The sequence below is a fragment of the Virgibacillus sp. L01 genome (genome assembly GCF_052246775.1).
Lineage (GTDB): Bacteria > Bacillota > Bacilli > Bacillales > Amphibacillaceae > Lentibacillus.
Map to the genome: position 1 here is coordinate 79,468 of NZ_JBQQCP010000001.1, position 16,865 is coordinate 96,332.

16 protein-coding genes are annotated in these 16,865 nt (G+C 38.6%); 9 read left to right on the plus strand and 7 right to left on the minus strand.

All coding sequences use genetic code 11. The features are described from left to right. The first annotated feature begins 57 nt into the window (after positions 1-57). The 9 genes from ACTWQM_RS00345 (at position 58) to clpP (ending at position 9,471) form a co-directional block, all read left to right on the plus strand. Entirely contained in the window at positions 58-1,056 is a 999-nt protein-coding gene (locus tag ACTWQM_RS00345; RefSeq protein ID WP_443256180.1) for an ABC transporter ATP-binding protein, read from the plus strand. Further along, positions 1,053-2,036, plus strand: a complete 984-nt coding sequence (locus tag ACTWQM_RS00350) for an ABC transporter ATP-binding protein (RefSeq protein ID WP_443256181.1) — start codon at positions 1,053-1,055, stop codon at positions 2,034-2,036. The genes ACTWQM_RS00345 and ACTWQM_RS00350 overlap by 4 nt, the downstream gene beginning before the upstream one ends. Before the next feature lie 254 nt (positions 2,037-2,290). Then, positions 2,291-3,958 carry an ABC transporter substrate-binding protein gene (locus ACTWQM_RS00355; protein ID WP_443256182.1) on the plus strand — a complete coding sequence of 556 codons (1,668 nt, stop codon included), beginning with the start codon at positions 2,291-2,293 and terminating at the stop codon, positions 3,956-3,958. A 128-nt stretch (positions 3,959-4,086) separates the two neighbouring features. After that, the gene (locus ACTWQM_RS00360) at positions 4,087-5,091 is read left to right on the plus strand and encodes an ABC transporter permease (protein WP_443256183.1); all 1,005 of its coding nucleotides are present in this window, start codon (positions 4,087-4,089) and stop codon (positions 5,089-5,091) included. A gap of 29 nt (positions 5,092-5,120) precedes the next feature. Continuing rightward, the gene (nikC, locus tag ACTWQM_RS00365; RefSeq protein ID WP_443256184.1) at positions 5,121-6,035 is read left to right on the plus strand and encodes a nickel transporter permease; all 915 of its coding nucleotides are present in this window, start codon (positions 5,121-5,123) and stop codon (positions 6,033-6,035) included. An 84-nt stretch (positions 6,036-6,119) separates the two neighbouring features. Then, positions 6,120-6,713, plus strand: coding sequence for a DUF6305 family protein (locus ACTWQM_RS00370; protein ID WP_443256185.1), 594 nt, complete (start codon positions 6,120-6,122; stop codon positions 6,711-6,713). 27 nt (positions 6,714-6,740) lie between these two features. Next, on the plus strand, positions 6,741-8,132 hold the full coding sequence (locus ACTWQM_RS00375) for a sensor histidine kinase (protein ID WP_443256186.1): 1,392 nt from the start codon (positions 6,741-6,743) through the stop codon (positions 8,130-8,132). Continuing rightward, positions 8,107-8,718 (plus strand): response regulator, encoded by a 612-nt coding sequence (locus ACTWQM_RS00380; RefSeq protein ID WP_443256187.1) that lies wholly within the window; start codon positions 8,107-8,109, stop codon positions 8,716-8,718. Before ACTWQM_RS00375 ends, ACTWQM_RS00380 begins: the two co-directional genes overlap by 26 nt. A gap of 159 nt (positions 8,719-8,877) precedes the next feature. After that, positions 8,878-9,471, plus strand: coding sequence for an ATP-dependent Clp endopeptidase proteolytic subunit ClpP (gene clpP / locus ACTWQM_RS00385; protein ID WP_443256188.1), 594 nt, complete (start codon positions 8,878-8,880; stop codon positions 9,469-9,471). 851 nt (positions 9,472-10,322) lie between these two features. On the opposite strand, the gene ACTWQM_RS00390 is transcribed toward clpP, so the two are convergent. The 7 genes from ACTWQM_RS00390 to ACTWQM_RS00420 all read right to left on the minus strand — a co-directional run bounded on the left by ACTWQM_RS00390 (position 10,323) and on the right by ACTWQM_RS00420 (position 16,416). Further along, entirely contained in the window at positions 10,323-10,577 is a 255-nt protein-coding gene (locus ACTWQM_RS00390) for an HPr family phosphocarrier protein (protein ID WP_443256189.1), read from the minus strand. Between the two features lie 161 nt (positions 10,578-10,738). Next, entirely contained in the window at positions 10,739-11,686 is a 948-nt protein-coding gene (gene whiA / locus ACTWQM_RS00395) for a DNA-binding protein WhiA (protein ID WP_443256190.1), read from the minus strand. 21 nt (positions 11,687-11,707) lie between these two features. After that, positions 11,708-12,667 carry a gluconeogenesis factor YvcK family protein gene (locus tag ACTWQM_RS00400; protein WP_443256191.1) on the minus strand — a complete coding sequence of 320 codons (960 nt, stop codon included), beginning with the start codon at positions 12,665-12,667 and terminating at the stop codon, positions 11,708-11,710. Position 12,668: 1 nt separating this feature from the next. Continuing rightward, positions 12,669-13,553, minus strand: coding sequence for an RNase adapter RapZ (gene rapZ, locus ACTWQM_RS00405; protein ID WP_443256192.1), 885 nt, complete (start codon positions 13,551-13,553; stop codon positions 12,669-12,671). 15 nt (positions 13,554-13,568) lie between these two features. Then, the gene (locus ACTWQM_RS00410; RefSeq protein WP_443256193.1) at positions 13,569-14,033 is read right to left on the minus strand and encodes an 8-oxo-dGTP diphosphatase; all 465 of its coding nucleotides are present in this window, start codon (positions 14,031-14,033) and stop codon (positions 13,569-13,571) included. A 339-nt stretch (positions 14,034-14,372) separates the two neighbouring features. Next, positions 14,373-15,326 (minus strand): thioredoxin-disulfide reductase, encoded by a 954-nt coding sequence (gene trxB / locus ACTWQM_RS00415; RefSeq protein WP_443256194.1) that lies wholly within the window; start codon positions 15,324-15,326, stop codon positions 14,373-14,375. Between the two features lie 85 nt (positions 15,327-15,411). Then, positions 15,412-16,416: a tetratricopeptide repeat protein gene (locus tag ACTWQM_RS00420; protein WP_443256195.1), complete on the minus strand. Its 1,005-nt coding sequence runs from the start codon at positions 16,414-16,416 to the stop codon at positions 15,412-15,414. Positions 16,417-16,865 lie beyond the last annotated feature (449 nt).

Genomic DNA, 16,865 nt, shown 5'->3' on the forward strand with positions numbered 1-16,865 from the left:
AGTTAATTCAAAACAGTCAAACTATTACAAAATATAGCGCAACAAAGGAGGCTACATATGAATCACGATGCTCCGCTCCTGGAGGTAAAAAATCTGCATACGCATTTTTTTACTAAAGCAGGGGTTGTAAAGGCGGTTGATGGGATTGATTTTAAAGTCAGCCCTGGTGAAACACTCGGTATTGTTGGTGAATCAGGCTCAGGTAAAAGTATTACAGCAATGTCGATACTTGGATTAATTCCTTCTCCACCTGGCAAAATTGTTGAAGGTGAAATAAATTTTAATGGTGAAAATTTGCTTAACAAATCACAAAAGCAGATGCGAAAAATTCGTGGAAAAGAGATTGCCATGGTGTTCCAGGACCCGATGACATCACTGAATCCTGTTTTTACAGTTGAGAAGCAAATGATTGAAACCATCCTGGCACATGAGAATATGTCGAAAAAGCAGGCCAAAGAGCGTGCATTGGAATTGATGAACCTTGTAGGTATTCCTGATCCTGAGAAACGACTAAAAAACTATCCACATGAGTTTAGTGGTGGAATGCGCCAGCGAGTTATGATTGCGATTGCATTATCGTGCAACCCTTCCCTCCTTATTGCTGATGAACCAACGACAGCACTGGATGTAACAATTCAAGCTCAAATACTGGAGTTATTTAAACGAATGCAAAAAGAACTTAATATGGCGATTGTCATGATTACACATGACTTAGGCGTTGTTTCTGAAGTTTGCGACCGTGTCATGGTAATGTATGCAGGCAAACCTGCTGAATTCTCAGAGACGAAGCATTTATTCGAAAAGGGTAAACACCCATATACACTTGGACTCATGAATTCAATTCCCAAAATAACACCAGATAAACAAAAGCTTGAAGCAATTGATGGTGTACCACCTGATTTGAGAGCTCTGCCAAAGGGCTGCAGTTTTGCACCAAGATGCAAACATGTAATGGACAGCTGTCTTACAAATGATCCTAACTTAAGAGAAGTTGATGATGATCATTTCGTTCGTTGCTTACTATACGAGGAATCCAAAAAGGCGGTTACAACATGAGTACATTATTAGAAGTAAATAATATAAAAAAACATTTCCCAATAAAAAACGAAAACTTTTTTTCCAGGGAAAAGCCTGTGTTAAAAGCGGTTGATGGTATTTCTTTTTCAATCGAAGCGGGCGAGACCCTTGGATTGGTTGGTGAAAGCGGTTGTGGTAAGTCCACTGCAGGCAGGGTTATGCTTAAACTTTTGGAACCAACTGAGGGTGAGATATTTTTCAAAGGAGAAAATATTACATCTTTTCGTGGAGAAGAACTCCGAAAACTGCGAAAGGACATGCAGATTATTTTTCAGGATCCATATGCGTCATTGAACCCTCGTAAAACAATTGAACAAACGATTACGGAACCAATGAAGATATTTAATATACCTAAGAACGAAAGACAGAAAAAGTTAAAACGGCTGCTGGATGTTGTTGGGTTAAGTTCTTATCACAAGTCCCGCTATCCACACGAATTCAGTGGCGGTCAGCGGCAGCGAATTGGAATTGCAAGATCACTGGCGCTAGAGCCTGAGTTAGTCATTTGTGATGAGCCCGTTTCAGCACTTGATGTTTCCATTCAAGCACAAGTGATTAACTTAATGGAAGATTTGCAGGATGAATTTAACCTTACATATATTTTTATTGCACATGATTTGAGTGTTGTACACCATATTAGCAATCGGGTAGCGGTCATGTATTTAGGGGAACTCGTAGAAATCGGTGATGTCGCAGAGGTTTATCAAAACCCGAAGCATCCTTATACACAGGCATTACTTTCAGCCGTTCCGGAGGTTAACCCAAATCAGGAGAAGCAGCGGATTATTTTATCAGGTGATTTACCCTCACCTGCAAACCCGCCACAAGGCTGTAAATTTCATACACGATGTCCCTATGCAGAAGAAATATGCCGCACCGAGGAACCCAAACTTAAAAAAGTCTCTGCAGACGGACAAATGGCATCCTGTCACTTCGTTAAGGAGGTGGTTGAAACCTAAAGCGGAAGCGCCCGTTTTGCAACGTATGAACTGGACTGATCCGTATGAGATAAAGGAAACACGATGAACGGATGTGAATCGATGTTGACTTATTGTAAGGAGGAGAAGGAAGTTCACTAGTTGCTGGGCGATGAAGCTGGACGTGGCTGCTTCGGTAATTGTTTTATTCTTTAGAACTTTAATTTCATATCTCTAAAGGATTAAAAAACCACTAGAACCATACCTTTTATCAAAATTAATCAAAGGGGGAACTTATGTTGAAGAAGCGTAATTTATTTTTAATGTTTACTTTACTTTTTGCAGTAGTATTCTTTTTAGGAGCTTGTACAGAAGATGCTGGCACCGGGTCTACTGATGACTCTAAGTCGGATGACTCGTCGGATTCTTCAGATTCAAGTGATTCATCAGATGATCAGGCTGCCGAGGACACTGGTGAAAAAACACTCGTATTCGGACGTGGTGCTGACTCAATTCAATTGGATCCGTCAAAAGTAACTGATGGGGAATCCATTTACGTGACCAATCAAATTTATGACACGCTGGTTCGGTATAAAGAAGAAAGTACCGAAGTGAAACCTGCACTGGCAGAAGAATGGAGTGTTAGCGATGATGGAACAGAATGGACATTTCAGCTCCGTGAAGGCGTAAAGTTCCATGATGGCAACGACTTTACAGCAGAGGATGTTGTATTTAATTTCGAACGCTGGGCGACATCTGGTGAATTTATTTACTATGGCTACATGTTTGGAGCATCAGAAGACGATCTTGGGGGAATTATTGAAAGTGTTGAAGCAACTGGCGATTACGAAGTGAAATTCACATTATCAGAACCAAATGCACCATTTCTTCAGACACTGGCAATGCCTCCATTTGGAATCGCAAGCCCTGCTGCAGTTGAAGAGCATGGAGAAAACTATTTTAAAAACCCTGTTGGTACTGGACCTTTCGTATTTGAGGAATGGGTTCCAGATGACAGTATTACTGTAACTAAAAATGAAGAATACTTTGGGGAAACTGCTAACGTAGATAAAGTAATTTTCCGTACAATACCAGATAATGGAGCACGTTTTCTGGAATTACAGGCAGGTTCCATTGATTTAATGACAGGATTAAATCCACAGGATATCGGAACAGCTGAAGATGACTCAAATCTGCAAATCATCCGCAGACCTTCTATGAATATTAGCTATATGGCAATGAACACCAGTAAGGAAGGTCCAATGTCTGAAAAGCTGGTTCGTCAGGCTATTAATCTGGCAATTGATAAAGAAGAGCTTTTAACTTTGTATGAAGGTATTGGAAAGCCAGCTAAGAATCCTATCCCACCTTCTCTATGGGGATATAACGACGAAGTTGAAGACTATGGCTACGATGTTGAAAAAGCAAAAGCATTACTGGCAGAAGCAGGTTATGCAGACGGCTTTGAAGTATCACTTTATACAATGGCAAATCCAAGACCATATATGCCACAGCCAAAAGTTACGGCACAAGCTATTCAGCAAATGCTAAAAGACATAAATGTAAACGTGAAAATTACGGAAAGTGACTGGGATACACACTTGACGGCAACCGAAAATGCTGAGCATGATATGGCATTCCTTGGCTGGACTGGTGATAATGGTGACCCTGATAACTTCATGTATGTTCTTTTGGATAAAGACAATGCAAAAGTAGGTTCTGCAGGAAACATTGCATTCTATAAAAATGATGAAGTCCATGACCTGTTGAAAGAAGCACAAACTGAAATGGATCAGGAAGTGCGTACAGACCTATATATGGAAGCACAGGAATTAATTCATGAAGATGCACCATGGTTCCCGATTGCACATACGACACCGCCACTTGCGGCAAGTCAGAATGTAACGGATTATGTTCCACATCCAACAGGCAGTGAACCTTTTAACTTATTGGATATTAAATAATAGACTACTAACTTTAGATTCATTCATGTGTAATTAGAAGTTTATTCTGGAGGCTGGTTTGTTAAAACAGTCTCTGGATGTAACTTCAGGAATATAGCAATACATATTTTTTAACGGGAGGTACAACGATGCTGAAATACATTGTCCGACGACTATTCATGCTTATCCCCGTATTAATTGGCGTCTCTATCCTCACCTTTTCTCTAATTCATTTGATCCCCGGCGATCCTGCAAGAAGCATGCTCGGTGACAAAGCGACTGAAGCACAATTGGAATCTTTGCAGGAAGAATTAGGCTTAAATGATCCATATATTGTCCAATATGGAAGATTTTTAGGAGATATTGTACAAGGTGACCTAGGTACGTCAATTCAATCTAAGGAAGATATAGCTCTCCAACTGATACATAAATTGCCAGCGACCATTGAACTTACCATCTTTGCCATGATTTTAGCCGTCGTTGTAGGTATTGTTGCTGGGGTTATAGCAGCAGTAAAACAATATTCCTGGTTTGATAACATTAGTATGACAGGAGCATTATTTGGGGTTTCCATGCCCATTTTCTGGCTTGGGCTAATGATGATCTTAGTATTCTCAGTCCAGCTTCAACTTCTGCCTCCATCAGGGAGAATGTCATCCAGTATTGAATTAAATACCATCACAAACTTCTTTTTACTGGACAGTATCCTAACCTGGAATTGGACGGCGTTTAAAGATGTATTTTTCCACTTATTAATGCCCGGAATTGCTTTAGGGACGATTCCAATGGCGATTATTGCCCGTATGACCCGGTCAAGCATGCTAGAGGTAATGAAGCAAGATTACATTCGGACTGCTGATGCCAAGGGGCTAAAAAAGCACCTCGTTATATTTCAACATGCTTTAAAAAATGCCTTTTTACCTGTTCTGACTGTAATAGGTCTACAGTTTGGATTATTACTTGGTGGTGCAGTATTAACTGAAACAATCTTTTCATGGCCTGGTGTGGGTAGATATGTGTACTTGGCTGTACTTGGACGAGATTATCCTGTTGTACAAAGTACTATTTTAATCATAGCAATAATCTTTGTCATGGTTAATCTGCTGACTGACTTACTTTATAAATACTTCGATCCAAGGATTAAATATGAATAATAGATTTCTAGTGAAAGGATGTGCATCCAATGTCATTGCAGCCAAACCCATTATCAGATCCTGAATCAGCAGAAGCACAAGGAACTAATCAGCAAAAGTCAAGTAGCTTATGGGGTGATGCTTTCTCCCGTATTGTGAAAAGTAAAACATCATTAATTGGCTTATGTATTATTCTTATTTTAATTATCACTGCCATATTTGCACCATTGATTGCAACACACAGTCCTACCGACTATGAATCTTTAACAGACCGATACCAATCACCATCGTCCGAGCATATATTAGGAACTGATGAACTTGGTCGTGATATTTTTAGCAGGATTGTTTTTGGATCCAGAATCTCCATTCAAATTGGGGTAATAGCAGTTGGAATTTCCATGATTATTGGTGTACTTTTGGGTGGAATAGCCGGATACTTTGGGAAATGGATTGACCAGTTTATCATGCGCATTATCGACATAATGATGGCTTTTCCTAGTATTCTATTAGCTATTGCACTTGTAGCTGTATTAGGTCCTAACCTTAGAAATGCCATGATTGCCGTGGGAATTGTCGGTATCCCTCAGTTTGCCAGAATTGTCCGGTCGGCTGTTTTATCTGTTAAAGAAACAGAATACATCGAAGCGGCTCGAGCAATTGGAGCTAAACACGGAAGAACATTAATGCAGCATGTTCTGCCTAACTGTCTTGCACCGATAATTGTTCAAGCAACACTTAGTGTTGGTACAGCGATTTTGGATGCAGCTGGACTAAGTTTTCTGGGATTAGGAGCACAGCCACCTAAACCAGAATGGGGTGCCATGTTAAGTGATGGCCGTGCCGCATTGCAAAACGCACCATGGGTAGTTGCTTTTCCGGGCATGGCGATTTTTCTGGTTGTACTTGGATTCAACTTATTTGGCGACGGATTACGTGATGCTTTAGACCCAAGATTAAAGCAATAATTACAATAGCAGCAATTTGTAGTATGATAAGGTGGAGCGAGCAATTGCTTCACCTTTTTAATATCCGAGGGGAGGACAATTCGAGTGTTAAAAAAATATATTCCCGTTTTTGTCTGTTTTTCCATTGTTCTTCTCTTTACATTTAGTTCAATAAGTAACTCACAGTCGAAGCACATCAATACATATCCAAATCTCCCAGCACCGATTGCTGAAGAAAAGATTCTAATTACGTCAGCCGGACAAGCAACCGAGAGCAGTATCATGCTAAGTATTGCAGATAACCTTAATTTGGAAGCAGATTACCGCCCCAGAGCCCTGGATACAGATTTATATGATTATAAAAGCGTTGTCATAATGCTTGGGTTTAGTGCGAACGGACTCTCCCATACTAACAGATCATTTCAGGAGGAACTAACCCGAACAAAGCAACTGGTTAAGGAGGCGAAGTTAGCTAACTTACCTATAATACTTGTAAATATATCAGGTCTATTTCGCGATAATAGTCAGTCATGGAAATTATTTGAACAAACTGCTCCGTTTGCTGATTATTTTATCGGATTAAAAAATATGAAAAATGCGGACAACTCCATAAAGATCCTGCGGGAAAACTCAGTACCAGTGACACTGGTGACTGAATTAGACGATTTACAAACCCCGTTTAATTCCGTATTCCGTTAACTTACTGGCAGAAAGGCTGAAGATTAGATGACTAACAGAAAAAGCTACCTGTTTATTGGATGTCTAGGCTTGTTGTTAGTAACATATGGTGAAATTCTTCCCCCATTTCTTGATGACTGGTCATTATTCATTGTCGATAGTATTAATCGAGGCATAATACAGAATGACAGTGGATTGCTTTTAATTACATCTTTTGTTTATATTGCCAGATATCTTCTGGTTTTCTTTCTCATTTATTTTGGCTCCATGCTAATCGCACATGCACTAACAAAAAATCTGGAATCTATATCCTTTTCGATAACATTTATTGGGACTAATTTTTTAGCATTGGCCTTATACAGTCAATTTTACCTGGAGCATTTTTCGTACCTTGGACATATTTTCTCAATCGGAATCATTGTTCTTCTCCAAATATATATACCAAAACACAAGTATTTTCACTTTATATTTTCGATCATCCTATTTCTAGTATTACTTGCAGTACAGTGGTTACATCTCCTTCCAGCATTAACTGAGTTCGGTTTTGGAGCTAATGACATGGCTGCCAGTATTAAAATAGCTGATAATTTCTTAACCAGTAATAGCCTTTTTAATACGATTGCCACAATTTTCTTTATCGTCTTTCTCACTATTGCCATAATCTTTACTTTTTTAATCCATCTTGTAAACAAACAAACTTATACACTTAAAAAATATCAGGTTCAAGAGGAAGAATTGAAAGAAACACGGACAGCTTTAGTAGAATCAAAGGTGTATGAAGAAATTAATATGCTGGTACATGACCTTAAAACACCACTAGTGACTGTAGAGGGACTAATTTCACTTATTACCATGAAAATGCAGCCGGCAAATGGGTCAGCTTTGAATAATTATTTTATCCGAATGGACCATTCAGTTGAAAAAATGAAAGACATGATTACAGAAATTCTTTATGAAAATATTAAACAAGAACTTTCTGTAAAGGAATTGCTTGAATACGTAACAAGTCATCTCAGTCTTGATGAACAGCTTGTACAAATGGAGATTGAAATTGAAAACAACCTTCCTTCCATTCAAGTAAATAAAATTCGTTTTTCCCGTGCAATATCAAATATTTTGGAAAATGCTATAAGTTCATTTGAAGGAAAAAAAGGATTTATCCATATTGATGTCAAAAGTATAGATAGTGGTATTTTATTTCGAATACAAGATGATGGGCCAGGGATTAAAGATGAACATCTAAACAATATATGGCTTGACGGCTTCAGCACGAAAAATTCTTCAGGTATTGGTCTCTCCTTTGTAAAACGAGTTGTCGAAAATCATCATGGTACCGTGACCGTCAAAAGTATACCAGGCAGCCATACTCAAATGAACATCATTCTGCCAACACTAAAAGTAGGTGACGAAATCAATGAGCATTACCATATTAATAGTTGATGATAATGAGGATATCCGCTTTACATTAAAAGAAATATGTGCGTATGCTGGATGGGGCGTAGTAGAAGCATCTACAGGAAAGCAGGCTGTTGAACTATTTACAACGATAGAACCTGACCTTGTATTACTTGATTATCATATGCCTGATTGGGATGGTATTAAGACAACAAAAGAATTACGAAAGCATAGTACCAGAATTCCAATAATTATCTTAACTGTTGATGAACGGCAGGAAATAGCAAATACCTTTTTACAAGCTGAAGCAACTGACTATGCTCTAAAACCCATTAAGGCTCCTGATCTGATATCCAGAATTCGAATCAATCTAAAGGTTGGTAAATTAATTGGTGATAAGGAAAACGTATTTGTGGAAAAAGGAATTAGCCAATCTACATTAAATTCAATCAAAAGTTTTCTGATCCAGCAAGAAGCGCCTTCATCCATTAATGAAATTCAGCAATCATTACCGATTGCATACCAAACGGTTCACCGCTATTTAAACTATTTGGAAAGTAAAGGCGAAGTTGAAACTATTTCACAATACGGTAAACAAGGGCGCCCCACAAATAAGTATAAACTTGTTTAGTTGGAACGTTTATATTCTGTGGTAAAGGGAAAGATGGGGAAAGAGATTTTATTACATATCTTGCGGACGTTTTTGTTTGACCTTTTTTGACCTATTAGTTATGATAAAAATATCCAGTATTTATGGATGAATACGAGATGAAATAAGGAGGATTTTCACATGAATTTAATACCTACAGTTATTGAACAGACAAACCGTGGAGAACGCGCATATGATATTTATTCACGTCTATTAAAAGACCGTATTATTATGCTTGGCAGTGGGATTGATGACAATGTTGCAAACTCAATCGTTGCACAATTACTTTTCTTAGAAGCAGACGATCCGGATAAGGATATCTCATTATACATTAATTCACCAGGCGGATCTATTACTGCCGGAATGGCAATTTATGATACAATGCAGTTCATCAAACCTAACGTATCAACAATTTGCACTGGTATGGCCGCTTCAATGGGAGCATTCCTGCTAGCAGCTGGAGAAAAGGGCAAGCGTTATGCACTTCCAAACAGTGAAGTAATGATTCACCAGCCTTTAGGTGGAACACAAGGTCAAGCAACAGATATTGAAATTCACGCAAAACGTATTGTTGAAATGAAGCGAAAAATGAATCAAATTCTTGCTGAACGTACAGGTCAGTCAATTGAAGTTGTAGAGCGTGATACAGATCGTGATAATTTCATGTCAGCTGAGAAATCTGTAGAATACGGTTTGATTGATAAAATTTTGGAAAGAAACTCAGATAAGAAATAAATTGTGAAACGATAAAGAGGTTATTCCGAGAAATGGAATAACCTCTTTTTATAAGCAATGATTCAACTTTGGCAGGTAAAATGAAAGCAGAAACCTTGAAGGAATAAGAAAGACTGAAGATACACTACTTGAGTTGACTTTGGATCAACGGTAATAGTTGATCTAAAGCGCGACGTACCATGGTAAATAGCTGAGTGCTATGGCACCGCTTCGGAAATACATTCCGCGCACCTTTCAGCTTCCTCGGAAGCAAAAATCGCTTCCTGCGGGATCTTCAGCTGTTGCGGTTCCCGCGGGAGTTTCCATGTATTTCCTACGCTAGGTGTTGCTCACTTTATCCCTGTAAATTCATCAATACTTATTGTGACAGTGCTTCTTATCCATAGGGAACACTTCATTCTCTAATCAGGTAATCTCTATCAGTGTAGGCAGAATACGTAGACTCCTCGAAAATAAAAACCAATTTTCTTCGTGCGATGTAATGCTGCCGAAGCTTTCCTTGTCCTATGGGAACAGCACGTTCCGAATACCCCAGAAGAAGCAACTAAATCAAGGCCGACTAAAACCGTCCTTTGCGGACAACGTCGGCATACCCCTTGCCGGGGCAAGGAGGCTGAGGTCGTGCCCATGGAAAGCGAAGTATTCTGCCGGAACGAATCGAAGCACTCTACCATCTTTAGAACTAGAAAAAAGGCTAAAAAATTTTTTCGCTATATCTTAGTGTACAAAAAACTTTTATCAAGGTTGTCAAGGCAAAAACTAAAAACGTTTTGAGATTACCATGATAGCTATTTTGAGCTTGTTCTATAGATGCGAAAGTTGATGCAATAATTATTAGAATTCCTCTTACTCTATGTTTTTGATACAAAAGCAGTTAAATGAGTTAATGCACTCTCTTCATCTGCACCCTCTGCAAGTAACTTAATAGTTTCACCAGACGTAATAGCTAAACTCATTAATCCCATAATACTTTTTGCGTTAACCCGCTTGCCGTTCTTTTCAAGAAATAAATGTGCTGAATAGCGGTTTGCCTCCTGTACGAATTGAGCAGCCGGTCTTGCTTGCAGACCTGCATCAAGCTCAACTTTTACCGATTTCTCAACCAAAATCCTCATCCTCCTCAACTGAAATCGTTTTCAAAGTGTTGTAAAAAGAAGCAGCATGATAATATTTCTTTACCTAGCTGCTAATATCTTCAAAATAGTTTTTTGAGTATTATAGTAATGGATAGTATATCATACTGCGAATAATTCTGTAACTTATTCACTCATTCCGCAAACGTTCCATCGTGTTGAATTTTTTCAGCGAATTCATCAATTTTCTTTAATCGGTGATTCACACCAGATTTCGATATTTTCCCACTTGAAACCTGCTCGCCTAGTTCTTTTAGGGAAATATCCTGATGTTGTACACGCAGTATCGCGATTTCTCGTAATTTCTCCGGAAGGGCATCAAGCCCGACTTCTCTTTCAATTAACTTTATATTTTCAATTTGACGAAATGCTGCTCCGATTGTTTTGTTTAAGTTGGCAGTTTCACAATTGACGAGTCTGTTAACGGAATTTCGCATATCCCGGACAATCCGGACATCCTCAAATTTAAACAGTGCATTGTGAGCTCCAATAATACTTAAGAACTCTGTAATTTTTTCTGCTTCCTTTAGATAAGTAATATAGCCTTTTTTACGTTCAAGTTCTCTGGCACGAAGATTGAAATCATTTAACAAATCACATAGTGCAACATTATGCTCCTGATATGAATTGAAAATCTCTAAGTGATAGGAAGATGTTTCCGGGTTATTAATGGAACCTCCTGCCAAGAAAGCACCACGCAAGTAGGACCTCTTACAGCAATCTTTTTTTAAATATTTAGCTGGAATCGACCGTACAAACGTATGGGCTCCTTCTAAAATTCCTAAGTCGTACAGCAGGTCCTGTACATCTTTTTTCATTCGTACGATATAAACATTATTTTTTTTCAGTTTCATTTTCTTACGTACTAATAATTCTACTGGAATAGAATATAATGATTTAATCAGTGTATAAATACGACGGGCAATAGCAGCATTTTCTGTTTGTACATCAAGTGTGTAACTTTGCCTTGACATAGATATAGCACCATTCATGCGCGCCAAAGCTGCAAGTTCTGAATACTTACAGCATGTATCCAACTCGATTCCTGTTAGTTCTTTTTTGATTTCCGATGCAAATGACAACTCCACACCTCCTCGTTAGACCTATGATTTATTGATTATTGTATAAAGTAATTCAGCGATTTTGTGTGTATCATGACGTAAGGCAGTTCTGGATGGATTAATTATATCACTTTCAATAATCTGTAATCCCATTTCCAATAATCGATCTGTATCATAAATAACAGGTGCTGCATTTTCTTCTGCATATACATCTCGGACATTCTTGTTAATTGGCTCATTATGCACAACAATTGAATCAATACAATGACCAACATGTTCATGAATTGCCTGCACATGATCTGCTGCACTGTAGCCAGTTGTTTCTCCTTCCTGGGTCATCACATTGCAGACGTATACAACTTTACCTTTTGATTGTTGTATCGCGACATCAATTTGTGGAATAATCATGTTTGGTAAAATGCTGGTATACAAGCTACCAGGTGCAATTACGATTAAATCTGCTTTTTCCAATGCCCGTACTGCATTCGGCAGTGGCTGAACCGGCTGTGGGCTCAAAAACACACGATCTATCTTCTTATTGGCCAGAGGAATATTGGACTCACCTGAAACAACCAGTCCGTCAGTCATTTTTGCGTGCAATGACATACTTTCATTTGAAATTGGGTAAATCTTCCCCTTCACATTTAAAACACGTGATATCTCTTTGATACCAGTATAAAAATTTCCAGTAATGGAGGTCATCGCTGCCAGGAGTAAATTGCCCATCGAATGGCCTGACAAGCCATTACCCATCGTAAATCGATGTTGAAACAATTCCAACAGCATCGGTTCAGCATCAGACAATGCCGCGATTACATTCCGTATGTCTCCGGGTGCAGGAATTGACATCTCGTTACGCAATCTTCCAGTACTTCCGCCATCATCAGCTACTGTCACAAGCGCTGTTAGATGTATAGGTAAATTTTTCAATCCCCTTAAAAGAACTGGCATACCCGTACCACCACCGATTACGACGACTCTTGGATGTTGACTATCGCTCATATTAATGTCCCTTTCTTTTATCGATATCTCGGTGACTAATATGGGTAATGTAATTGGAAGAAAGCTGTTTGGCAAAGTATTCAGCTATCGCGACGGACCGATGCTGTCCACCTGTACAGCCAATCGCTACAACAAGCTGAGATTTACCTTCCTTCTTATATTGAGGAAGCATGAACTCCAGTAAGTCGAGTACTTTCTCATTAAACTTCTTTGTATCGCCCCACTTGAAGACATAGGATGAAACTTCCGGGTTCAGCCCTGTTAGCGGCTGCATATGTGACACATAATGGGGATTCGGTAAAAAGCGCACATCAAATACCAAATCCGCATCAATTGGAACACCATATTTAAATCCAAATGAGACCATATGGACCGAGAAAATTTCCTGCTTATCTTCTGTATATGCCTTGAGTATTTTGTCACGCAATGCTTTCGGCTTCAAATTACTTGTATCAATAATACGTTGCGCTCTTCCTCTTAACTCATCTAATATTTTTCGTTCCTGCTGAATCCCATTAAGCGGTAATCCTCCTACAGCTAATGGATGTGAACGCCTCGTTTCTTTATATCTTGTTACCAATGATTCATCCTGAGCATCGAGAAATAAAATATGTTCGTCAACCCAGTCTTCTTTACCTAAAATATCCAGAGCTTCAAATAATGAATCAAAAAATTCCCGGCCACGCAAGTCCATTACGAGTGCCACTTTATGAATATTGTTGGTTGAATCTTTCATGAGCTCTAAGAATTTTGGAAGCAATGCAGGCGGCAAGTTATCGACACAGTAATACCCCAAATCTTCAAAACTGTGAACGGCAACTGTTTTTCCCGCCCCTGACATTCCTGTTATAACAACTAGCTTTGTTTCTTGTTCATTATTCGACATTACGTATTTCTCCCCTCAAGGTCTGGTTGGATCAAGGCGTAATTTAATCAGCTCATAATTTTCAGTATATGAAAAAGATCCATATAACATTGCTTCAGAGGATAATACATGCTCAAAAATCTTCCTATCCCCTTCAGCCATTGGTAAATTTTTAATATTATCTATTGCAACCCATTCCAATTCTCCTTCATTACAATGTTCCGTTAATTCACCGGAGAAATGTTTACAAATAAATGTAAACATCATCCACTCATGAACAGCCGTTTCATCGTTAAAAACAGAGAATGTGAACGCACCTGCTAATGATGGCTTAATCAATTGAAGTTCAGTTTCCTCAAAGTATTCCCGAACTACTGATTCCTTAATGGATTCACCTTGTTCCATTTTACCACCGGGTATTGCGTACCAACCTCTACGTGGTTTCTTTAATAATAAAACTTTCTCTTTATCTAATAATATGCAATTTGTTACACGTTGCATTCCTAATTCACCCCATTCATTAAGAGGAATTCGTCTACACCATTCCTATTATACAATGAAAAAATAAAAACCAACAAGGAAATGAATTCTATTCGACAGGATTGGACAAGTAGTTGCAAAAATCCATTCTCAACAGAAAATTTTGGCTTGTCGTTAATTACTTTCCCTCAATGGACAAAAAAAGGCGCAGGTGAAAGTTCACCTGCGCAATAAACTAATTTATCTATTAAAAGGGGGTCAATTAGTTAACTACATTGTAACTGATAAATATTTCGTGCGTGTTACAACAGCGTTAAGAAGTAATTACTTTCTGAAAAGTTACTTTTTACAATTGCCATGTCAGGATTTTGCTGCTTTTAATTCTTCCATTAATTCTTCAATATATTTTTGGGCTGATTCAGCTGCAATACTTCCGTCACCAGTAGCCGTCACAATTTGTCGAAGTGTTTTCTCACGGATATCACCTGCAGCAAAAACGCCTGGAATTGAAGTTTCCATATGCTCGTTTGTTGGGACATACCCTTCTTCGCTTGTGATACCTATTGATTTAAATGGTTCACTTAACGGTACCATGCCGATATAAATAAAGACACCGTCAATTGGATAATCGTATTCCTCACCAGTCTTATTATTAACTAAGGAAACACTGCTAACTTTTCCATCAGGGCCATTAATTTGTTTAGCTTCAGTATCCCAGATAAAGTCAATCTTTTCGTTATCAAATGCACGTTGCTGAATAATCTTCTGAGCACGGAGCTCATCACGACGGTGTACAACTGTTACTTTGTCAGCAAACCGTGTAAGGTAGATCCCCTCTTCAACCGCAGAGTCGCCACCACCGATTACGACAAGATTTTTCTGCTTGAAAAAGGCACCGTCACATACTGCACAATAAGAAACACCTCGGCCACCCAATTCATCTTCCCCAGGAATGCCCAACTTCTTAAATTGAGCCCCTGTCGTTATAATCAGAGCCCTTGTATTATATTCTTTTTTTCCGGCGATTACGGTTTTATAATCACCATGATCTTCAACGTCTTTAATATCACCATAAGCATATTCAGCGCCAAACTTCTTGGCATGTTCAAACATTTTACTTGATAAATCCGGTCCTAATACATGTTCAAAACCTGGAAAGTTTTCAACATCTTCAGTATTTGCCATTTGGCCACCCGGAATTCCTCTTTCAATCATTAACGTGTCCAGATTCGCACGTGAAGCATAAACTGCTGCTGTCATGCCAGCAGGTCCAGCACCCGCAATAATTACATCGTACATACGCTCTTCGGACATTAGAATCAGCCCTTTCTTTACTATTATGTTTAAGCCACATCAATCGTATAAAAAGTAAGCGGATTAGTCTATCTTTCTGCTCAGACTAAACATTCCAGGGACCTTCCTCTTGAGATAGGTTTGGATGTCTTTTACAGCCTTCTTCCCATAATGAAAGTGACTTTGAAGGTTCACCAAGTTTATAAGCCGTTACGCTATACCATTTATAATAAGATAAGTGGTTTATAACCATACGCTTTGAAAGTTTTCGGAAACGTGCATTTGCTTCATCATATACACCTGTTCTTGCAAGCGTAACCGCTACACGCAATTTTTGTTGTTCATGTATTGGGTATACATTTAGTAATCCCTTAATATGATGTTCATATTCCTCCTGCCGACCCAATTCATAATAGAAAACTGCTAAATTAACATGACTATGCAGCGAATCCGATTTCTCCTTTAATATATCCAATTCCATTTCAAGTGCATCAACCTGATACCCTGAAAAGAATAATGCATATGTGTAGTCATGCTCGGTTAACTTATGTTCCGGAAATAATGTCATCATTTCTTCAAGTAATGGAAGTGCCTTTTCCCATTCCATATTGTCCATATGGTAAAATATTGTTTCCTGATAAACGAGCAGCTCATCCTCTTCCTCAAGCTCCCAGTCATTATTTTCATCTTCATCGAAGTCCATTAATTCCAGCAGTTGTTTTGCTTCATCACAAAAGTCGCCATCCGGTTCTTTATCAAGATATGAATTCGCGTACTTTTTCGCATCATTTAGTAGTCCTAAATGAGCGTAATTGTTAGCCAATAAGTAATAACAATCTGTATACTGGCCATCTGATGATTGCAGCACCTTAGTTAACAGCTGGTTTGCTGCATGATAAGAACCAACTTCCGTATATATTATTGACAGCTGACATTTATACAAATTATCATCTGGAGTCATTTCTACTGCTTTAAGAAGCCATTTTATAGAGGAATCGAACTTCCGTTTTTGAAATGCCTCTACACCTTTTGTAAAATAAAATTCGCCGTCTGGTATAAAAGGGATAACATTGTGCTGTTGCCCATCTGATTTGTTTTTTATATATTGCATGTTGACCCCCCTATTTGTCGAAACTTACCGAACAAAGTATATCATAGTTATTAGGAGAATAATATATGTAAAAATAAAGGTTGTTTGCTATTAGATATTACTTCAGCGTATGTGGAAAAATAATAGAAGCTACGACACCGTTGGCGGTGATTAAATTTATCTAATCTCAGGGAAAGCACCTTCTTTCGGCATCTATTAAAAAGAGAAGATGGACCTCAAATCCTAGACTTCGACGTTACCACCAGATGTGATAATCTTAGTCGAACATCCTTTTTTTCTTATCGTAGACACAGGGTGGAAGTCCGCTAGGCGGCTAGCCTTTGAAAATACCACATCCTATTGCGTCACCGACACTAGTACGTCCTGAACTGGACGTGGCTTGCTCGGACTTCCAGTTATCCACAGCATTTAAATTTTATAGTGCGTAATTAAATAATAAAAAAAATGCC